Here is a 17,157-nt window from a genome sequence, read left to right as displayed (position 1 = left end):
TGTGAGTGACACAGCCCCCGCCGCATCGTGCCGGAAAGGCGCCCGAAAGTAGATGATATGAACGTTTATGACTGGCGTGGCGTCAGAGCAGGGTGAGTTGCGTGGGGTCAGGAGGTTCCGGTTCCGCGGCCGCCGGAACGCGTCGGCGCGCGCCCGGGCCCGACGGGCCTATGCCGAACTCCGTCGCGAGCTCGTGCACCTGACGGGTGATCCGACGCTGGTACCACTTGGGTGCGTACGCCCCTTCGGCGTACAGCCGCTCGTAGCGCCGCACCAGATGGGGATGGTGCTTCCCGAGCCACGCCATGAACCATTCGCGCGCGCCCGGCCGCAGGTGCAGCACGAGTGGGGTGACCGAGGTCGCGCCCGAGGCGGCGATCGCCCGGACGGTGGCGCGCAGCTGGTCGGGGGAGTCCCCGAGGAAGGGGATGACGGGGGCCATCAGCACGCCGCAGCCGATGCCGTGGTCCGTGAGCGTCCGTACGACGTCCAGACGGCGCTCGGGGGAGGGGGTGCCCGGCTCGACCGTGCGCCACAGCTCCTGGTCCGTGAAGCCGACGGAGACGGAGATGCCGACGTCGGTGACCTCGGCGGCCTGCACCAGCAGGTCGAGGTCGCGCAGGATCAGCGTGCCCTTCGTCAGGATCGAGAAGGGGTTCGCGTGGTCGCGCAGGGCGGCGATGATGCCGGGCATGAGGCGGTAGCGGCCCTCGGCCCGCTGGTAGCAGTCGACGTTCGTGCCCATCGCGATGTGCGCGCCCTGCCAGCGCCGGGAGGCGAGCTGGCCGCGCAGCAGCTCCGGCGCGTTGATCTTGACGATGATCTGTGAGTCGAAGTCCAGGCCGGTGTCGAGGTCCAGATAGGTGTGGGTCTTGCGTGCGAAGCAGTAGACGCACGCGTGCGTGCAGCCCCGGTACGGATTGACCGTCCATTCGAACGGCATGCGTGAGGCGCCCGGCACCCGGTTCACGATCGAACGGGCGCGCACCTCGTGGAAGGTGATCCCCCGGAACTCGGGGGTGTCGAAGGTACGGGTGGTCACCGCGTCCGTTCCGAAGAGCGCGGCCTCCCCGGTGGTGGCGGGGTTTTCGGCCAGATTGTTCCAGCGCATGTGCGCCTCCTCGGTAGCACTGACCACAGAATAGAACACACGTTCCTTTAATTGTCGCAGCCCCTTCTGTGGTGCACCCCCGATTTTGGGCCGCCGTACCGGAGGTGGTTGGGTAAGCCGCACCCTTGAAAACCCAAGTGCTGGAGGAACAGGCATGGCGCAGGTCGAGGCCACCACAGAGCGGATCATCGCGGCGGATGCGGAGACGGTGTTCGACACGCTGGCCGACTACAGCGGCGCGCGCGAAAAGCTCCTTCCCGAGCACTTCTCCGAGTACGAGGTGCGCGAGGGCGGCGACGGCGAGGGCACCCTCGTCCACTGGAAGCTCCAGGCCACCAGCAAGCGCGTCCGTGACTGCCTGCTCGAGGTGACCGAGCCGACCGACGGGCAGCTCGTCGAGAAGGACCGCAACTCGTCCATGGTCACCACCTGGATCGTCACCCCGGCCGGTGAGGGCAAGTCGAAGGCCGTCGTCAGCACGGTGTGGAACGGCGCCGGCGGCATCGGCGGCTTCTTCGAGAAGACCTTCGCGCCCAAGGGGCTCGGCCGGATCTACGACGCCCTGCTCGCCAACCTCGCCGCTCACGTGGAGAAGTAGCCCGTCACCGGTTCGAGTGGTCTTCCCGGCGCGCCGGTGGTGCGCCGCAGGGGCTCCCACCGGGGGTGAAGCCGCCCGCGTACGCCTCCCGCCTCGATCGCCCCGCTTGCTCCCCGTTGTCGCGTAATGCGAGAAAAGGGCGGCGCAGTGCGACGAGGGGAGCAGTACGTGGGCGGGACCACTCTGGTGAAGACGGACTCGGCAGGCCCGGCCCAACTGCCGGTGGCGCAAAGACCGCAGGGCCGCCCTCTCAGTCCCCGCCGCGTCCGGCTGGTGTTCTCCGGGCTGATGCTCGCGCTGCTCCTCGCGGCGCTGGAGCAGACGATCGTCGCCACCGCCCTCCCGGAGATCGCCGGTGAACTCCAGGGCCTGGACCGGATGTCGTGGGTGATCACCGCCTACCTGCTCACCGCCACGATCAGCCTCCCGGTCCACGGGAAACTGGGTGACCTCTTCGGCCGTAAAGGCATCTTCCAGTTCGCGCTCGTCGTCTTCGTCGTCGGCTCGGCGCTGGCCGGCCGGTCGCGCACCATGGACCAGCTCATCGCCTTCCGGGCGATCCAGGGCCTCGGCGCCGGCGGCATCGTCGTCGGCGTCCAGGCGATCATCGCCGACATCGTGCCGCCCAGGAACCGCGGCCGCTTCATGGGCCTCATCGCCGCCGTCTTAGGTCTCGCCTCGGTGGCGGGACCGCTGCTCGGCGGCTTCTTCACCGACCACGCGTCATGGCGCTGGAGTTTCTACCTCAACGTCCCGTTCGGCCTGCTCGCCATGGCCGTCATCGCCGTCGTGCTGAAACTTCCGAAGCCCGGCGTACGGCCGCGACTCGACGTACTCGGCGCGCTGCTGCTCGCCGCCGCGTCCACCTGCCTGGTCCTGCTGACCAGTTGGGGCGGTACGGAGTACGCCTGGGACTCGCGGGTGATCCTCGGACTCGCCGCCGGAGCTGCCGGAACGACTCTGCTGTTCATCGTCGTCGGGCACTACGCGCCCGAACCGCTGATGCCGATGCGGCTGTTCCGCGACTCGGTCTTCACCCTCACCAGCCTCGTCGGCGCGGTTGTCGGCGTCGCGCTCTTCGGCGCCGCCGGCTACCTGCCGACGTTCCTCCAGATGGTCCACGGCGCCGACGCGACGGAGTCCGGGCTGCTGATGCTGCCGATGATGGGCGGGGTCGTCGTCGCCTCGATCGTCACGGGGCACCTCATCAGCCGCACCGGCCGCTACCGCCTCTACCCGGTCGTCGGCAGCGCGTGCGCGGTGGTCGGCATGTGGCTGCTGTCCCGGCTGGAGGCCGACACCTCACGGCTGCACTACAGCATCTGGATGGCCGTACTCGGCGTCGGCATCGGACTCGTCATGCCGGTCCTCATCCTCGCCGTCCAGAACTCCGTGCCCCAGGCCGACCTCGGCACCGCCACCAGCGCCAACAACTACTTCCGGCAGATCGGCGGCAGCGTCGGCGCCGCCGTCTTCGGCACCCTCTTCGCGAACCGGCTCGACGACTCGCTGTCCGAGCACCTGTCCGGGGACGCCGGACTCCCCGGTCCCGCGTCGGTCACCCCGCAGCTCGTGCACGCCATGGAGCCCACGCTGCGCGACGCCTACATCGCGGCGTACGCCGAGGCCATACCGCGGATCTTCCTCTACCTCGTGCCGGTGCTCGTACTCGGCCTGCTCATCGCCTGCTTCCTCAAGGAGAAACCGCTGGTGTCCCACAACGCCCCCGCAGCCGAGCCGTCCACGATCCCCACGGCCCGCACGCCCGCCGCCTCCCCCTACTTGCCAGGTGTTCCCGTCTGCGGCACCGTCCAGCACCACGACGGCAGCGTCGTGCCGCGCGCCGCGCTCACCCTCATCGACGTATCGGGGCGGCAGGTCGGGCGCGGCGCGAGCGGCGACGACGGGCGGTACGCGCTGAGCGTGGCCGGATCCGGTTCGTACGTGATGATCGCGGCGGCCGGCGGGCACCAGCCGCAGGCCGTCACCGTCACCGTCGGCGAACGCCCCGTCGAACTCGACGTGGTGCTCGGCGGCGCGGGCCGCCTCGCCGGGACCGTACACACCGCGGACGGCACGCCGGTGCGGGACGCCGCCGTCACGCTCACCGACGTACGCGGAGAGGTCGTCGCCTCGACCCGCAGCGGGCGCGAGGGCGGCTACGTCATCACGGAACTGGTGGCGGGGGAGTACACCCTGGCCGGGAGCGCGCCCGCGTTCCGGCCCGCCGCCCTTCCGGTGAGCGTGCAGGCCTCGCGCGAGACCCGGCAGGACATCGAGCTGGCGGGCGGCGCGGTGCTGCGCGGCACCGTGCGGGCGACCGGCGGCCGGCCCGTGGAGGACGCGCGGGTGACGCTGCTCGACGCCGGGGGCAACGTGGTGGACACGCTCACCACGGGGCCCGACGGCCTGTTCCGCTTCATCGACCTGTCGTCCGGCGAGTACACGGTGATCGCCGCGGGCTACCCGCCGGTCGCCACCGTGCTCCAGGTCGCGGGAGGCGGGCGTACCGAACGCGACCTCCAACTCGGCCACGAGGACTGACCCTTCGGGCTGCCGCCCCATGCGGCGTGCCGTGGGCCGTTCGGAGTGACGCCGCGGGTTCGCGGGCCGGTACGGGCGCGCTGAGCCGGGCCGGGGCCGGTGCCGGGTTCTACGCTGAGCCCGGCCCCGGTGCGGGGCGCCGGTGGACCCAGGGAGCAACGATGCCGGAGCAGGGCCGGGACGCGGCCGACGCGCAGCGCGAGCACTGGCAGCGGACGTACACCGAGCATCCGGGGATGTACGGCGAGGCTCCCTCGGCCGCCGCTGTCCATGCCGCCGCGGTGTTCTGCGTGGCGGGCGCCAAGGACGTACTGGAGCTGGGAGCCGGGCACGGGCGCGACGCCCTGTACTTCGCCGGCTGCGGCTTCACCGTCCGCGCCACGGATTTCAGCCCGGCGGGGCTGAGACAACTGACGGACAGGGCTGACGAGTTGGGCCTGGGGCCCTCGGTGAGCGTCATGGTCCACGATGTGCGGCGCCCGCTGCCGCTGCCGGACGGCTCCGTGGACGCGGTCTTCGCCCACATGCTGATGTGCATGGCCCTGTCGACGCCGGAGATCCACCAGCTGGTGGGCGAGGTGCGGCGGGTACTGCGCCCCGGCGGCACGTTCGTCTACACCGTCCGGCACACCGGCGACGCCCACTACGGGGCGGGTACCGCCCACGGCGACGACATCTTCGAGCACGGCGGGTTCGCGGTGCACTTCTTCGACCGCTCCCTGGTCGACGCGCTGGCCGAGGGGTGGGAGCTGCGGGAGGTCCACGCCTTCGAGGAGGGCGACCTGCCTCGCCGTCTGTGGCGGATCACCCAGACGCTGCCGGGCGGCGCGGGCTCCGGTGCGGCAGACCGTGAGCGCGGTGCCGCGCGGCGGGAAGGCGACGGGGCTTTTGTGGACCAGACCTCTGGAGATATGGACAGTTCTGGCCGGGGCCCGCGCCGACGCGTAACGTGAGGCCACATGAAGATCCTCATCAGCGCCGACATGGAGGGCGCCACCGGCGTCACCTGGCCGGCCGATGTACTGCCGGGGACCGCGCAGTGGGAGCGCTGCCGGTCCCTGTTCACTTCGGACGTGAACGCGGCCGTCCTCGGCTTCTTCGACGGGGGCGCCGACGAGGTCCTCGTCAACGAGGCGCACTGGTCGATGCGCAACCTCTTCCTGGAGCGGCTCGACGAGCGCGCCCAGATGCTGACGGGCCGGCACAAGTCGCTCAGCATGGTCGAGGGCGTGCAGCACGGGGACGTGGACGGCATCGCGTTCGTCGGCTACCACACCGGCGCCGGCACCGAGGGCGTCCTCGCGCACACCTACCTCGCCAACACCATCACGGGCGTGTGGGTGAACGGCGTACGGGCCAGTGAGGGCCTGCTCAACTCCCACGTCGTCGCGGAGTACGGCGTACCGGTGGTGCTCGTCACCGGCGACGACCTGACGTGTCAGGACGCCGAGGGGTACGCCCCCGGAGCCCGCAAGGTCGCGGTCAAGGACCACGTCTCGCGGTACGCCGCCGTCTGCCGCACCCCGGCCCGTACGTCTGCGGACATCAGGGCCGCGGCCAAGGAGGCGACGGCTCTCGCCGAACGCCACGAACCGGTGCGCGGCGGCCCGTTCACCGTGGAGCTGGAATTCGACGCGGAGCACCTTTCGGGGGCCGCCACCGTGGTACCGGGGGTGGAGGCGACCGGAGAACGGCGTGTCGCGTACACCAGCACCACGATGTATGAGGGCATTCGTACGTTCAAGGCCGTCACGACGATCGTCTCGGCCGCGGTGGAGGAGCAGTATGGGTGAGCAGCAGCCGGTCGACGCGCTCGCGCTCGACGAGGTGGTGACCTTCACGTCCGATCTCATCCGCATCGACACCACCAACCGGGGCGGCGGCGACTGCCGCGAGCGCCCTGCCGCCGAGTACGTCGCGGAGCGGCTGGCCGAGGCCGGCCTGGCCCCCCTCCTGCTCGAACGCACCCCCGGCCGGACCAATGTCGTGGCCCGGATCGCCGGCACGGACCCGTCCGCCGACGCGCTCCTGGTCCACGGCCACCTCGACGTCGTACCCGCCGAACCCGCCGACTGGAGCGTGCACCCCTTCTCGGGGGAGGTCCGCGACGGAGTGGTCTGGGGCCGTGGCGCGATCGACATGAAGAACATGGACGCGATGGTCCTCGCGGTCGTACGGGCCTGGGCGCGCTCCGGCACCCGGCCGCGCCGCGACATCGTGCTCGCCTTCACCGCCGACGAGGAGGCCAGTGCCGTCGACGGCTCCGGCTTCCTCGCCGACGTTCATCCGGAACTCTTCGAAGGCTGTACGGAAGGCATCAGCGAATCCGGCGCCTACACCTTCCACGCGGGCCCCGGCATGGAGATCTACCCGATCGCCGCGGGGGAGCGGGGCACCGGCTGGCTCAAGCTCACCGGCGTCGGCACGGCCGGTCACGGCTCCAAGGTCAACCGGGACAACGCCGTGAGCAGGCTGGCCGCCGCCATCGCCCGGATCGGCGCGTACGAATGGCCGGTGCGGCTCACGCCGACCGTCCGGGCCTGCCTCACCGAGCTCGCCGCCCTGCACCAGCTCGACGTACCGGACTTCGATTCGCCCGGGTTCGACGTGGACGCCCTGCTCAACAAGCTGGGCCCGGCCGCCCAGCTGGTCGAGGCGACGGTACGGGGCAGCGCCAACCCGACGATGCTGGACGCCGGGTACAAGGTCAACGTCATTCCGGGGCGGGCGACCGCCTACGTCGACGGGCGGTTCCTGCCCGGCGGCGAGGAGGAGTTCCGCCGGACCCTGGACCTGCTCACCGGCGATCAGGTGGACTGGGAGTTCCACCACCGGGAGACCGCCCTGGAGGCGCCGACCGACTCGCCGACGTACGCGAAGCTGCGGGCGGCGGTGGAGCACTTCGCGCCCGGCGGGCATGTCGTGCCGTACTGCATGTCGGGCGGCACGGACGCCAAGCAGTTCTCGCGGCTCGGCATCACCGGCTACGGCTTCTCGCCGCTGAAGCTGCCCGTCGACTTCGACTACGGCGCCCTCTTCCACGGCGTCGACGAGCGCGTACCTGTCGAGGCCCTCCACTTCGGCGTGCGCGTGCTCGACCATTACCTGAAGACCGCATAGCGGGAAGACCGCCCGGCAGGGGGAGTTGGCAGGCATGGTGCCCACAGGGACGTACGGAAGCTGGCCGTCGCCGATCGGCGCCGAGCTCGCCGCCTCGCACGACGGGTACCCCGAGTACGTCGGCGTGATCGGCGACGAGGTGTGGTGGACGGCGCCGCGTCCCACCGAGGACGGTCGGCGCGCGCTGGTGCGCCGCTGGGCGGACGGCGGCGAGGAATCGGTTCTGCCCGCCCCCTGGAACGTGCGCAGCAGAGTCATCGAGTACGGCGGACAGCCCTGGGCGGGGGCACAGCGGGCGGTGGGCGGGCCGCTCGTCGTCTTCGTCCACTTCCCCGACCAGCGGCTCTACGCGTACGAACCCGACGCCCCCGGCGCCGCACCCCGCCCGCTCACCCCCGTGTCGGCGGTCGGCGGCGGGCTGCGCTGGGCCGACCCGCAGCTGCGCATGGACCGGGGCGCGGCGGGAGAGGTGTGGTGCGTACTGGAGGAGTTCACGGGCGAAGGGCCCACCGACGTACGGCGCGTCATCGTGGCCGTACCGCTCGACGGATCGGCCGCCGGCGACCGCGCCGCCGTAACCGAACTCTCCGACGGCGCGCACCGCTTCGTCACCGGGCCGCGCGTCTCCCCGGACGGGCGCCGCGTCGCCTGGATCGCCTGGGACCATCCGCGGATGCCCTGGGACGGCACGGAGGTGATGCTGGCGGACGTCGCCGATGACGGCACCTTCCAGGAACCGCGGCGCCTGCTCGGCGGGCCCGACGAGTCGGTCGCCCAGGTCGACTGGGCCGCCGACGGGCAGCTCCTCTTCTCCAGCGACCGCACCGGGTGGTGGAACCTCTACCGCGCGGACGCGCGCGGCGAGACGGTGGCGCTCTGCTCCCGCGACGAGGAGTTCGGCGGGCCGCTGTGGAAGATTGGCCTGCGCTGGTTCCACCCGCTGGACAACGGCCTGGTCGCCGTCATCCACGGCAGCGGTTCCACCACGCTGGGCATCCTCGATCCGGCCAGCTGCGAAGTCGTCGACTCCGCGGGGCCCTGGACCGAATGGGCCCCCACCCTCGCCGTGCACGGCAGCCGGGTCGTCGGCGTCGCCGCGAGCCCGCGCAGCGCGTACGAGGTCATGGAACTCGACACCAGCACCGGCCGCACGCGGGTCATCGGCTCCGCGCACGACGACCCGGTCGACCCGTCCTTCTACCCCGAGCCGCAGATCCGCGTCTTCACCGGGCCCGACGGCCGTGAGACGCACGCCCACATCTACCCGCCGCACAACCCGGACCGCGTCGCGCCCGCCGACGAACTGCCGCCGTACGTCGTGTGGGCGCACGGCGGGCCGACGCAACGCGCGCCGCTCGTACACGACCTGGAAATCGCCTACTTCACCTCGCGCGGCATCGGGGTGGCCGAGGTCAACTACGGCGGATCGACGGGGTACGGGCGTGAGTACCGCAACCGGCTGCGCGAACAGTGGGGCGTCGTGGACGTCGAGGACTGCGCCGCCGTCGCCGTCGCCCTCGCCGAGGAGGGCACCGCGGACCCGCGAAGGCTCGCGATCCGCGGCGGCAGCGCGGGCGGCTGGACGGCGGCCGCCTCGCTGACCGCCACGGATGTGTACGCCTGCGGCACCGTCATCTACCCGATCCTCGACCTGACGGCCTGGGCGACGGGCGAGACCCACGACTTCGAATCCCGCTATCTGGAGAGCCTCGTCGGACCGCTCGCCGCCTACGCCGACCGCTACCGCGACCGTTCGCCCGCCCATCAGGCAGACCGGATCACCGCACCCTTCCTGCTGCTCCAGGGGCTGGACGACGTGATCTGCCCGCCCGCGCAGTGCGAGCGGTTCCTGGAGCGCATGGCGGGGCGCGGCGTCCCGCACGCCTACATCGCCTTCGACGGCGAGGGGCACGGCTTCCGCAGGGCCGAGACCATGGCCCGCGCGCTGGAGGCCGAACTCTCCCTGTACGTCCAGACCTTCGGCATCGACCGGAGCGACGTACCACTCCTGGAGCTCGCCAAATGACCCTTGCGCCGCTGACCCGGCCCGTGCGGCTCAGGCAGGGCGCACGGGTCGCCGTCGTGGCGCCCGGCGGGCCCGTCCCCGGGGAACGGCTGGAGACGGGACTCGACATCCTGCGGGGCTGGGGCCTCGACCCGGTGGTGGGACGCCATGTGCTGGACGTGCACCGGGACTTCGGCTATCTCGCCGGTGCGGACGAGGGGCGGGCCCGGGACCTGGAGGAGGCCTGGTGCGACCCGTCGGTGGACGCGGTGATCTGCGCGCGGGGCGGTTACGGCGTCCAGCGCATCGTGGACCTGCTCGACTGGGCGGCGATGCGCGCGGCCGGGCCCAAGGTCTTCGTCGGGTACAGCGACATCACGGCGCTGCACGAAGCGTTCGCCGTACGGCTGGGGCTGGCCACCCTGCACGGTCCGATGGCCGCCACGGTGTCCTTCCTCAAGGACGCCCGCACCCAGGACTCGCTGCGGGCCACCCTCTTCGAGCCGGAGTCGGTCATGACGCTGGGTCTTGAGACAGCGGGCGTACTGGTCCCCGGCCGGGCGCGCGGCGTCACGCTCGGCGGCTGCGTCAGTCTGCTCGCCGCCGGCCTCGGCACCCCGGACGCGCGCCCCGGCGCGCGCGGCGGGCTGCTGCTCATCGAGGACATCGGCGAGGAGGCGTACCGCCTCGACCGGATCCTCACGCAGCTCTCGCGCTCCGGCTGGCTGGACGGCGTGGCGGGCGTCGCCCTCGGCTCGTGGGAGGACTGCGGCCCGTACGAGGAGGAGGTACGGACGCTGCTGTACGACCGGCTGGGTCCGCTGGAGGTGCCGGTCGTCGAGGAGCTGGGCTTCGGGCACTGCGCGACCGCCCTGACCATGCCGCTGGGCGTGCCCGCCGTACTCGACACGGACACCCGCGCCCTCACCCTCGACGTGCCCGCGCTGCGCTGAGGAGACCGGCGGGTTCAAGCGTCCGGGTGGTCCCCCGTCGCCCCGTCGATGAGCTCCCGCAGGATGTCCATGTGGCCCGCGTGCCGCACGGTGTCCTCCAGCATGTGGATGAGCACCCAGCGCATCGACACGGTGTTGCCCGACCACGAAGTGCCCAGCGTGTCCAGGTCGAGCTCGGCCATGGCCCGGTCGGCCGCTGCCCGCGCGCGCCCGTAGAACTCCACGATGTCCGAGGTCGACTCGCCGTCGGCCACCACTATGTCCTCGCCCTTGAACGGATCGAACCACAGCGGCTCGCTCTCGCGCCCGAACGTGGTGCAGAACCATCCGTATTCCACGCTCGCCAGGTGCTTCACCAGACCCAGCAGACTTGTCCCCGACGGGGTCATGGGACGGCGCAGCTGCTCGTCGTCGAGCCCGTCCAGCTTCCACAGCACGGCATCACGGTGCCGGTCCAGGCTGACCTGGAGACTTTCCTTCTCGCCGCCCGTGAACGGAACATGTTTCCTCGTCATGCCCCGGAACGTAACAGCCGGGTCTGACAACGCCTTCCGCGCTCCGCCGTCCGGCCCGGCCGCCGTCATCTCCACTGACTCTCCATCAATCACCCGTGTCCCGACCGTTGACAGTGGTATGACACGTGTCACAGCATGACCGGCGCCGATACTTACTGGTCGGTAAGGTGTCGTGTCCTCAGTGTGGAGGTCCCCCATGTCCCGTCGCCGTCGCCGCCACCCCGTCTCCGCGTCCCGCAGACCGATCGTGTTCGCCGCCGGCGCCGCACTCGCCGCGCCCCTTGTCCTCGCCGCTCCCGGACAGGCTGGTGCGACCACCGGATTCACCGTCACCCCACTGAAGTTCACCGTGCAGGCGGGCGACAGGAAGTGTGTCGTCGACGCCGACCTCTACCGTCCCGCCGGGGCCGACAAGGCCCGTCCCGCACCCGCCGTCCTCACCACCAACGGCTTCGGCGGCAGCAAGGCCGACGGCTCCACCGACGCCATCGCCAAGGCGTTCGCCACCCGCGGCTACGTCGCCCTCGCCTACTCCGGCCTCGGCTTCGGCAAGTCCGGCTGCCCCATCTCGCTCAACGACCCGGAGATCGACGGCCGGGCGGCGTCGAGCCTCATCGACTTCCTCGGCGGCACACGGGCCGCCGACGACGGCACCCGCGCCGACTACGTCGTCAAGGACGGCGCCGGCGACCCGCGCCTCGGGATGATCGGCGGCTCGTACGGTGGCACGATCCAGCTGGCCACGGCGGCGAACGACCGCCGCCTGGACGCCCTCGTCCCCCTCATCACCTGGAACGACCTCGCCTACTCCCTCGACCCGAACAACGCGAACGACCCGGCCACCCCCGGCGCGTACAAGTACCAGTGGACGTCCGGCTTCTTCCTCATGGGCGAGGCACAGGGACTGCTCAACCCCAGCCTCGACCCGTCCCGGATCGGTGGCGGCGGCTGTCTGCACTTCGTCGCCAAGGCCTGCGAGACCACCCGGCTCCTCGCCTCCGGCCGCTACCCCGCCGACCGCACCGCCGAGATGCTGGCGTACGCGCGCAGCGTCTCCCCGGCCTCGTACCTCCACAGGGTCAAGGCGCCGACGCTGATCATCCAGGGCCAGGCCGACACCCTCTTCAACCTCAACGAGGCCGAGGCGACGTACAAGACCCTCAAGGCGCAGGGCACCGAGACCCGCATGATCTGGCAGTCCTGGGGCCACAGCGGCGGCCTCACCGACCCCGCCGCAGGTGAACTCAACCTCGGACAGGGCAATCTGGAGACGAGTTACGTCGGCAAGCGCATCCTCGCCTGGTTCGACCGCTACCTGCACGGCAAGAAAGGCACCGACACCGGCCCCGCCTTCGCGTACTACCGTGACTGGCAGAGCGGTTACGGTACGGCCGCCGCGCCGCCCGCGCTCTCGCGGAAGGTCTACCTCTCCGGCGACGGCAAGCTCGTCGACAACCGCTCGAAGGTCGTGCGCGGCGCCCGCGAGTACCGCAACCGCCTGTTCCCCACCAGCCACTCCGAGAACTCGCTGACCGGCCTGACCGGCCTGACCGGCCTGCCCGACCGCGAGCCGAGCGACGCCCCCGGCACGTACCTGGGCTGGTCCACCGAGCCGCTCAAGGCCCCCGTGGACGTGGTCGGCGCGCCGAAGGCGACGCTCAAGGTCGTCTCCCCGCAGACCGAGCGCGTACAGAACTCCGACGACGCCGCCGACAAGCTCGTCCTCTTCGCCAAGCTGTACGACGTCGCTCCCGACGGCAGGAAGACACTGGTCCAGCGCCTGGTCGCGCCGGTCCGGGTGCCCGACGTGCGCCGCGCCTTCACGGTCTCGCTGCCCGGCATCGTGCACCGGTACGAGGCGGGACACCGGCTGGAGTTCGTCGTCGCGGCGAGCGACGACGCGTACTACGGCAACCGCGGCATCAAGCCGGTCACCATCACCAGCGCCCCCGAGGACACCGGCGTGCTGGAGCTCCCGGTGGTCAGGGGCACACTCGGCTGAGCTGCACCGGGGGGCCGGGCAGGTCGCGCCTGTCACCTGTACGGCCCCCTCCACCGCACCCTCGGCGCGCTGTGCGGCGGCTGCTTCAGGGGCCGGCGGAAGTAGCCTGGCCGGATGTCCGAGAGCGCTGCCTACCTTGCCGAGGGCCCGCGGGTGGCCCTGCGGCACTTCAGCCATGCCGACGCCGACGAGTTCACCGCGCGGGCGCGCGAGAGCAGAACCCTGCACCACCCGTGGCTCTTCCCACCGGAACAGCCCGCGGCGTACGCCTCCTACGCGGGTCTGCTCATCGACGACCCGACGAGGGCCGGCTACCTGGTGTGCGAGCGCTCCGACGACCGCATCGCGGGCTTCATCAACATCAACAACATCGTCGGGGGCGGCTTCCTGTGCGGCGCCCTGGGCTACGGGGCGTTCGCGCACGTGGCGGGCCGCGGCCTGATGAGCGAGGGCCTGGGCCTGGTCATGGACCAGGCCTTCGGCCCCCTCGGCCTGCACAGACTGGAGGCCAATATCCAGCCGGCGAACGAGGCGTCCATCGCGCTCGTGCGCAGGGCCGGGTTCCGGCTGGAGGGGTACTCGCCCGACTTCATCTACGTCAACGGCGCCTGGCGCGACCACGAGCGATGGGCGATCACCACGGAGATGCGGCACTGAACCCCGGCGCTCCGCGACGTGCCCCGCGTGGCCGGATCCGGAGCAGGACACCCTGGTCACAGAGGCGTCCGGCATGTTCCGATGGTTGCCGGGCGCCGGTGGACGGCGGCCCGTGTGAGGGAGTGAGGCTGCCTTGGCCACCACCGTGAGACGTGCCGTACTGACCCTGCCCGCCGCCCCTTTGGGGCCGGAGAACCCGCTTCCGGGCCTGCGGCCACTCGACGAGCAGCACGTTGTCGACGAGCGCTCGCGGGCGAGGCTCCCGCGCGACATGGCCCGGCAGGTCGGATACGAGCCGCTGCGCACCCACCTGCCCGTCCGCGTCCTGGACGGATACGGACGCGAGCGCCGGGAGACGGACTTCGAAGCGATCGTCATCGAGAACGACCGGCTGCGCGCGACCGTGCTGCCGGGGCTCGGCGGGCGCGTGCACTCACTGTTCCACAAGCCGTCAGGACGCGAACTCCTCTACCGCAACCCGGTCTTCCAGCCCGCCGACTTCGCGATCAACGGCGCCTGGTTCTCCGGCGGACTGGAGTGGAACATCGGCGCCACCGGACACACGACGCTGTCCTGCGCACCGCTGCACGCCGCGATCGTCCCCGCCCCCGACGGCGGCGACATGGTCAGGCTCTGGGAGTGGGAACGGCTGCGCGACCTGCCCTTCCAGGTGGACCTGTGGCTGCCGGCCGACTCCGACTTCCTGTACGTCGGCGTACGGATACGCAACCCGCACGAGCGGACCGTGCCCACCTACTGGTGGTCCAACATCGCGGTCCCCGAGGACGAGGGGACCAGGGTCCTCGCCCCGGCGGACGAGGCCTGGCACTTCGGGTACGAACGCAGCCTGCGGCGCGTTCCGGTACCGGATTCCCACGGCGACGGAGTCGACCGTACCTACCCGCTGCGCGGCGAACACCCCGCCGACTACTTCTACGAAGTGCCCCGAGAGGCCCGCAAGTGGATCGCCTCACTCGACGCAGGCGGGCAGGGCCTCGTCCAGACCTCCACCGACGAGCTGCGCGGACGCAAGCTGTTCCTGTGGGGCGCGGGGCGGGGCGGGCGGCGCTGGCAGCAGTGGCTGACCGAGCCGGGGACCCCGGGTTACGCCGAGATCCAGGCCGGCCTCGCCCGTACCCAACTGGAGCACGTACCGCTGGAGGCCGGGGCCGAGTTCAGCTGGCTGGAGGCGTACGGGCCGCTGGCCGCCGACCCCGGCGCCGTGCACGGCGAGGACTGGTCCGCGGCGCGCGCGGAGGCCGAGGCGCGGCTGGAGGAGGCGCTGCCGCGGGCGCGGGTGGACGCGGCGTACGAGGCGTGGCGGCCGTACGCCGACCACGAGCCGGGGGAGTCCCTGGCCACCGGATCCGGGTGGGGCGCCCTCGAAGTGCTGCGCGCCGGAGCCAAGCTGCCGGGCACGCCCTTCGGCGAGGCGACGCTCGGCGAACCGCAGGAACCCTGGCTGGAGTTGCTGCGTACCGGCACGTTTCCGTCGTCGGGCGAGGTGGCGCCGCCCGGCCCGTCCCTGGTCGCGCCGCACTGGCGGGACATGCTGGAGACGGCGCCGGCCGAGCCCCTCACCGAGTACCACCTGGGTGTCGCCCAGTGGCACGCGGGTGATCTGGCGCAGGCGGTGCGCAGCTGGGAGCGGGGCCTTCAAGCCACCCGGTCGCGCTGGCCGTTGCTGCGCTGCCTCGCCGTCGCCGACCGGGACGCGGGCAACGCCGGGCGTGCCGCCGATCATTACGCCGAGGCGTTCGAAGACCTGTGCCGCGAGCGGGGCGAGGGTGAGGTGTGGGCGGCGGCGACGGCCGCGCTGGGGCGCGAGGCGATCGCCGCGCTGCTCGCGGCGGGGCGGGCGGACGCGGCGCGCGCGGTCTGGCAGGGGCTGCCGCCCGCCCTGCGCGCGAGCGGCCGCTTCCGGCTCGCCGACGCGCAACTCCTGGCCGCCGAGGGCGACAAGGAGGGCGCGCGGGCGGTCTTCGACGCCGGGTTCGAGGTGCCGGACCTGCGCGAGGGCGCGGAGATTCTGGGCGAGGTGTGGGCGGCGGTCAGCGACGATCCGTTGCCCGACGCGTACGACTACCGGATGCGGCCGGCGGCGGCGGAGTAGGGCGGCTCGGGCCGGCTCAGGTCACCGGGCGCCGGTCGACGTACTCGAAGACCGAGCCGTCGGGGTGTGCGGCGATCAGGTTGCGGCCGACCGGGGTCGGGACGGGGCCCGCGATGATGCGGGCGCCCGCCCCGGTCAGGGCCGCGCCGGCCTCGTCGACGTCCTTGACGGCGATGGTCGCCGACACCTTGCGCAGCACTTCGAGTTCGGACTCGGGGCCGCTCATCAGGAGGAAGCAGCCGACCGCGGCGACGGATACCCCGCCGCGCTCGAAGCGCAGCGCGCGGGTCCCGGTGAGGCGTTCGTAGAAGGCGACCGGGGCCTCCAGGTCGTCGACGCAGATGCGCAGCGTGGTTCCGAGGATCTCCATGGGGACCAGCGTAGTTGGTCGTGTGCCGGGCCGGCGGGGGTACGCCCAGGGTCCCTGCCGGGGGCCTTTCCCCACCCCGCCCCTTCCCGAACCGGGGCTCCGCCCCAGACCCCGGACGCCCTACGGGCGTGTCCTCAAACGCCGGACGGGCTGGATACTTCGGCTGAGCGCGGCTCGATGAGCCGCGCTCAGCCGAAAACAGTCGCCCGATGGCACCTCCAGACCTGCCGCACAGTGTCACAGTGGGAAGGGGCGGGGTGGGGAAAAGCCCCGCAGGGTCATGGGCGCGCAGTCTGGGCGACCGGCTCACGCGCGGCACAGCACCTCCCCGTGCGGCACCATGAACCACGCGTCCTCCCGGCCGCCCCACTCCCGCCACGCCCCGGCGATCGCCGCCAGGTCGTCCCGCGTCGCGTGGCCGCCGGCCACCGCCAGTTCGGCGTACCCGGACGCCGTCGTGCGGTCCGCCCACAGACCGCTCCACCACGCCCGCTCCTCCGGCGTCGCGAAACACCACGTCGCCGCCGACGCCCGCACGTCGGTGAAGCCGGCCCGGCGCGCCCAGGACAGGAGCCTGCGGCCCGCGTCCGGTTCGCCGCCGTTCGCGCGGGCCACCCGGCCGTACAACTGCTGCCAGTCGTCCAGCAGCGGCACCTCCGGGAACCACGTCATGGCGGCGTAGTCACTGTCGCGCGCCGCGACGAGCCCACCCGGACGGCACACGCGGCGCATCTCCCGCAGCGCCCGCACCGGATCGCCGACGTGCTGGAGTACCTGATGCGCGTGGACGACGTCGAACGAGTCGTCGGGAAAGTCGAGCGCGTGGACATCGGCCACCGCGAACTCCACATTGCCCAGGCCGCGTTCCGCCGCGACCTCACGCGCCCGCCCGAGCACGTCCCGCTCCGCGTCGACCGCCGTCACCCGGCCGGGGCCGACGAGTGCGGCCAGGTCCGCCGTGATGGTGCCGGGGCCGCAGCCCACGTCCAGGACGTCCAGCCCCGGCCGCAGTTCGCCCAGGAGGTACGCCGCGGAGTTGGCGGCGGTACGCCAACTGTGCGAGCGCAGCACCGACTCGTGGTGTCCGTGGGTGTAGACGGCTGTCTCCGCCGGCATGGCCCGTACTCCTTCTTCGTCATGCGTCCGAGTGGTGGAAGCGGTACGCCGTA

Annotated in this window: 14 protein-coding genes; 10 read left to right on the top strand and 4 right to left on the bottom strand. The window is 71.9% G+C overall.

Annotated features, from left to right (window positions below):
* Positions 1 to 82 precede the first annotated feature (82 nt).
* Entirely contained in the window at positions 83 to 1,111 is a 1,029-nt protein-coding gene (locus tag J7E91_RS25305) for an Rv2578c family radical SAM protein (RefSeq protein ID WP_214908572.1), read from the bottom strand.
* A gap of 154 nt (positions 1,112 to 1,265) precedes the next feature.
* Between J7E91_RS25305 and J7E91_RS25300 the strand changes: the two genes are divergently transcribed.
* The 7 genes from J7E91_RS25300 to J7E91_RS25270 all read left to right on the top strand — a co-directional run bounded on the left by J7E91_RS25300 (position 1,266) and on the right by J7E91_RS25270 (position 10,331).
* On the top strand, positions 1,266 to 1,709 hold the full coding sequence (locus J7E91_RS25300; protein WP_028812985.1) for an SRPBCC family protein: 444 nt from the start codon (positions 1,266 to 1,268) through the stop codon (positions 1,707 to 1,709).
* 168 nt (positions 1,710 to 1,877) lie between these two features.
* On the top strand, positions 1,878 to 4,253 hold the full coding sequence (locus tag J7E91_RS25295) for an MFS transporter (protein ID WP_308377059.1): 2,376 nt from the start codon (positions 1,878 to 1,880) through the stop codon (positions 4,251 to 4,253).
* A 161-nt stretch (positions 4,254 to 4,414) separates the two neighbouring features.
* Positions 4,415 to 5,206 (top strand): class I SAM-dependent methyltransferase, encoded by a 792-nt coding sequence (locus J7E91_RS25290; RefSeq protein WP_214908568.1) that lies wholly within the window; start codon positions 4,415 to 4,417, stop codon positions 5,204 to 5,206.
* Between the two features lie 6 nt (positions 5,207 to 5,212).
* Positions 5,213 to 6,046, top strand: coding sequence for a M55 family metallopeptidase (locus J7E91_RS25285; RefSeq protein ID WP_214908566.1), 834 nt, complete (start codon positions 5,213 to 5,215; stop codon positions 6,044 to 6,046).
* A complete protein-coding gene (locus J7E91_RS25280; RefSeq protein WP_214908564.1) occupies positions 6,039 to 7,373 on the top strand; it encodes a M20/M25/M40 family metallo-hydrolase in 1,335 nt (444 codons plus the stop codon). The genes J7E91_RS25285 and J7E91_RS25280 overlap by 8 nt, the downstream gene beginning before the upstream one ends.
* Positions 7,374 to 7,407: 34 nt before the next feature.
* Complete coding sequence (locus J7E91_RS25275; protein ID WP_214908563.1) at positions 7,408 to 9,399, top strand: LpqB family beta-propeller domain-containing protein; 1,992 nt, start codon at positions 7,408 to 7,410, stop codon at positions 9,397 to 9,399.
* The gene (locus J7E91_RS25270) at positions 9,396 to 10,331 is read left to right on the top strand and encodes an LD-carboxypeptidase (RefSeq protein WP_214908562.1); all 936 of its coding nucleotides are present in this window, start codon (positions 9,396 to 9,398) and stop codon (positions 10,329 to 10,331) included. Before J7E91_RS25275 ends, J7E91_RS25270 begins: the two co-directional genes overlap by 4 nt.
* A 14-nt stretch (positions 10,332 to 10,345) precedes the next feature.
* Here the strand turns inward: J7E91_RS25270 and J7E91_RS25265 are convergent, their stop codons facing one another.
* On the bottom strand, positions 10,346 to 10,846 hold the full coding sequence (locus J7E91_RS25265; protein ID WP_214908561.1) for a DinB family protein: 501 nt from the start codon (positions 10,844 to 10,846) through the stop codon (positions 10,346 to 10,348).
* Between the two features lie 196 nt (positions 10,847 to 11,042).
* On the opposite strand from J7E91_RS25265, the gene J7E91_RS25260 reads away from it, so the two are divergent.
* The 3 genes from J7E91_RS25260 to J7E91_RS25250 all read left to right on the top strand — a co-directional run bounded on the left by J7E91_RS25260 (position 11,043) and on the right by J7E91_RS25250 (position 15,618).
* Positions 11,043 to 12,848 (top strand): CocE/NonD family hydrolase, encoded by a 1,806-nt coding sequence (locus J7E91_RS25260; protein ID WP_214908560.1) that lies wholly within the window; start codon positions 11,043 to 11,045, stop codon positions 12,846 to 12,848.
* A 114-nt stretch (positions 12,849 to 12,962) separates the two neighbouring features.
* Positions 12,963 to 13,505 (top strand): GNAT family N-acetyltransferase, encoded by a 543-nt coding sequence (locus tag J7E91_RS25255; RefSeq protein WP_214908559.1) that lies wholly within the window; start codon positions 12,963 to 12,965, stop codon positions 13,503 to 13,505.
* 133 nt (positions 13,506 to 13,638) lie between these two features.
* Positions 13,639 to 15,618 (top strand): DUF5107 domain-containing protein, encoded by a 1,980-nt coding sequence (locus J7E91_RS25250; RefSeq protein WP_214908557.1) that lies wholly within the window; start codon positions 13,639 to 13,641, stop codon positions 15,616 to 15,618.
* Positions 15,619 to 15,634: 16 nt separating this feature from the next.
* On the opposite strand, the gene J7E91_RS25245 is transcribed toward J7E91_RS25250, so the two are convergent.
* Both J7E91_RS25245 and J7E91_RS25240 read right to left on the bottom strand, forming a co-directional pair.
* Complete coding sequence (locus J7E91_RS25245) at positions 15,635 to 15,988, bottom strand: VOC family protein (RefSeq protein ID WP_214908555.1); 354 nt, start codon at positions 15,986 to 15,988, stop codon at positions 15,635 to 15,637.
* A 306-nt stretch (positions 15,989 to 16,294) separates the two neighbouring features.
* Positions 16,295 to 17,104, bottom strand: coding sequence for a methyltransferase domain-containing protein (locus J7E91_RS25240; protein WP_214908553.1), 810 nt, complete (start codon positions 17,102 to 17,104; stop codon positions 16,295 to 16,297).
* Positions 17,105 to 17,157: the final 53 nt, after the last annotated feature.

It is taken from the genome of Streptomyces sp. ISL-99 (assembly GCF_018614005.1).
GTDB classification, from domain to species: domain Bacteria; phylum Actinomycetota; class Actinomycetes; order Streptomycetales; family Streptomycetaceae; genus Streptomyces; species Streptomyces flavidovirens.
Note: the sequence above shows the minus strand (reverse complement) of the source record. Positions and strands in the feature narration are given on the sequence as shown.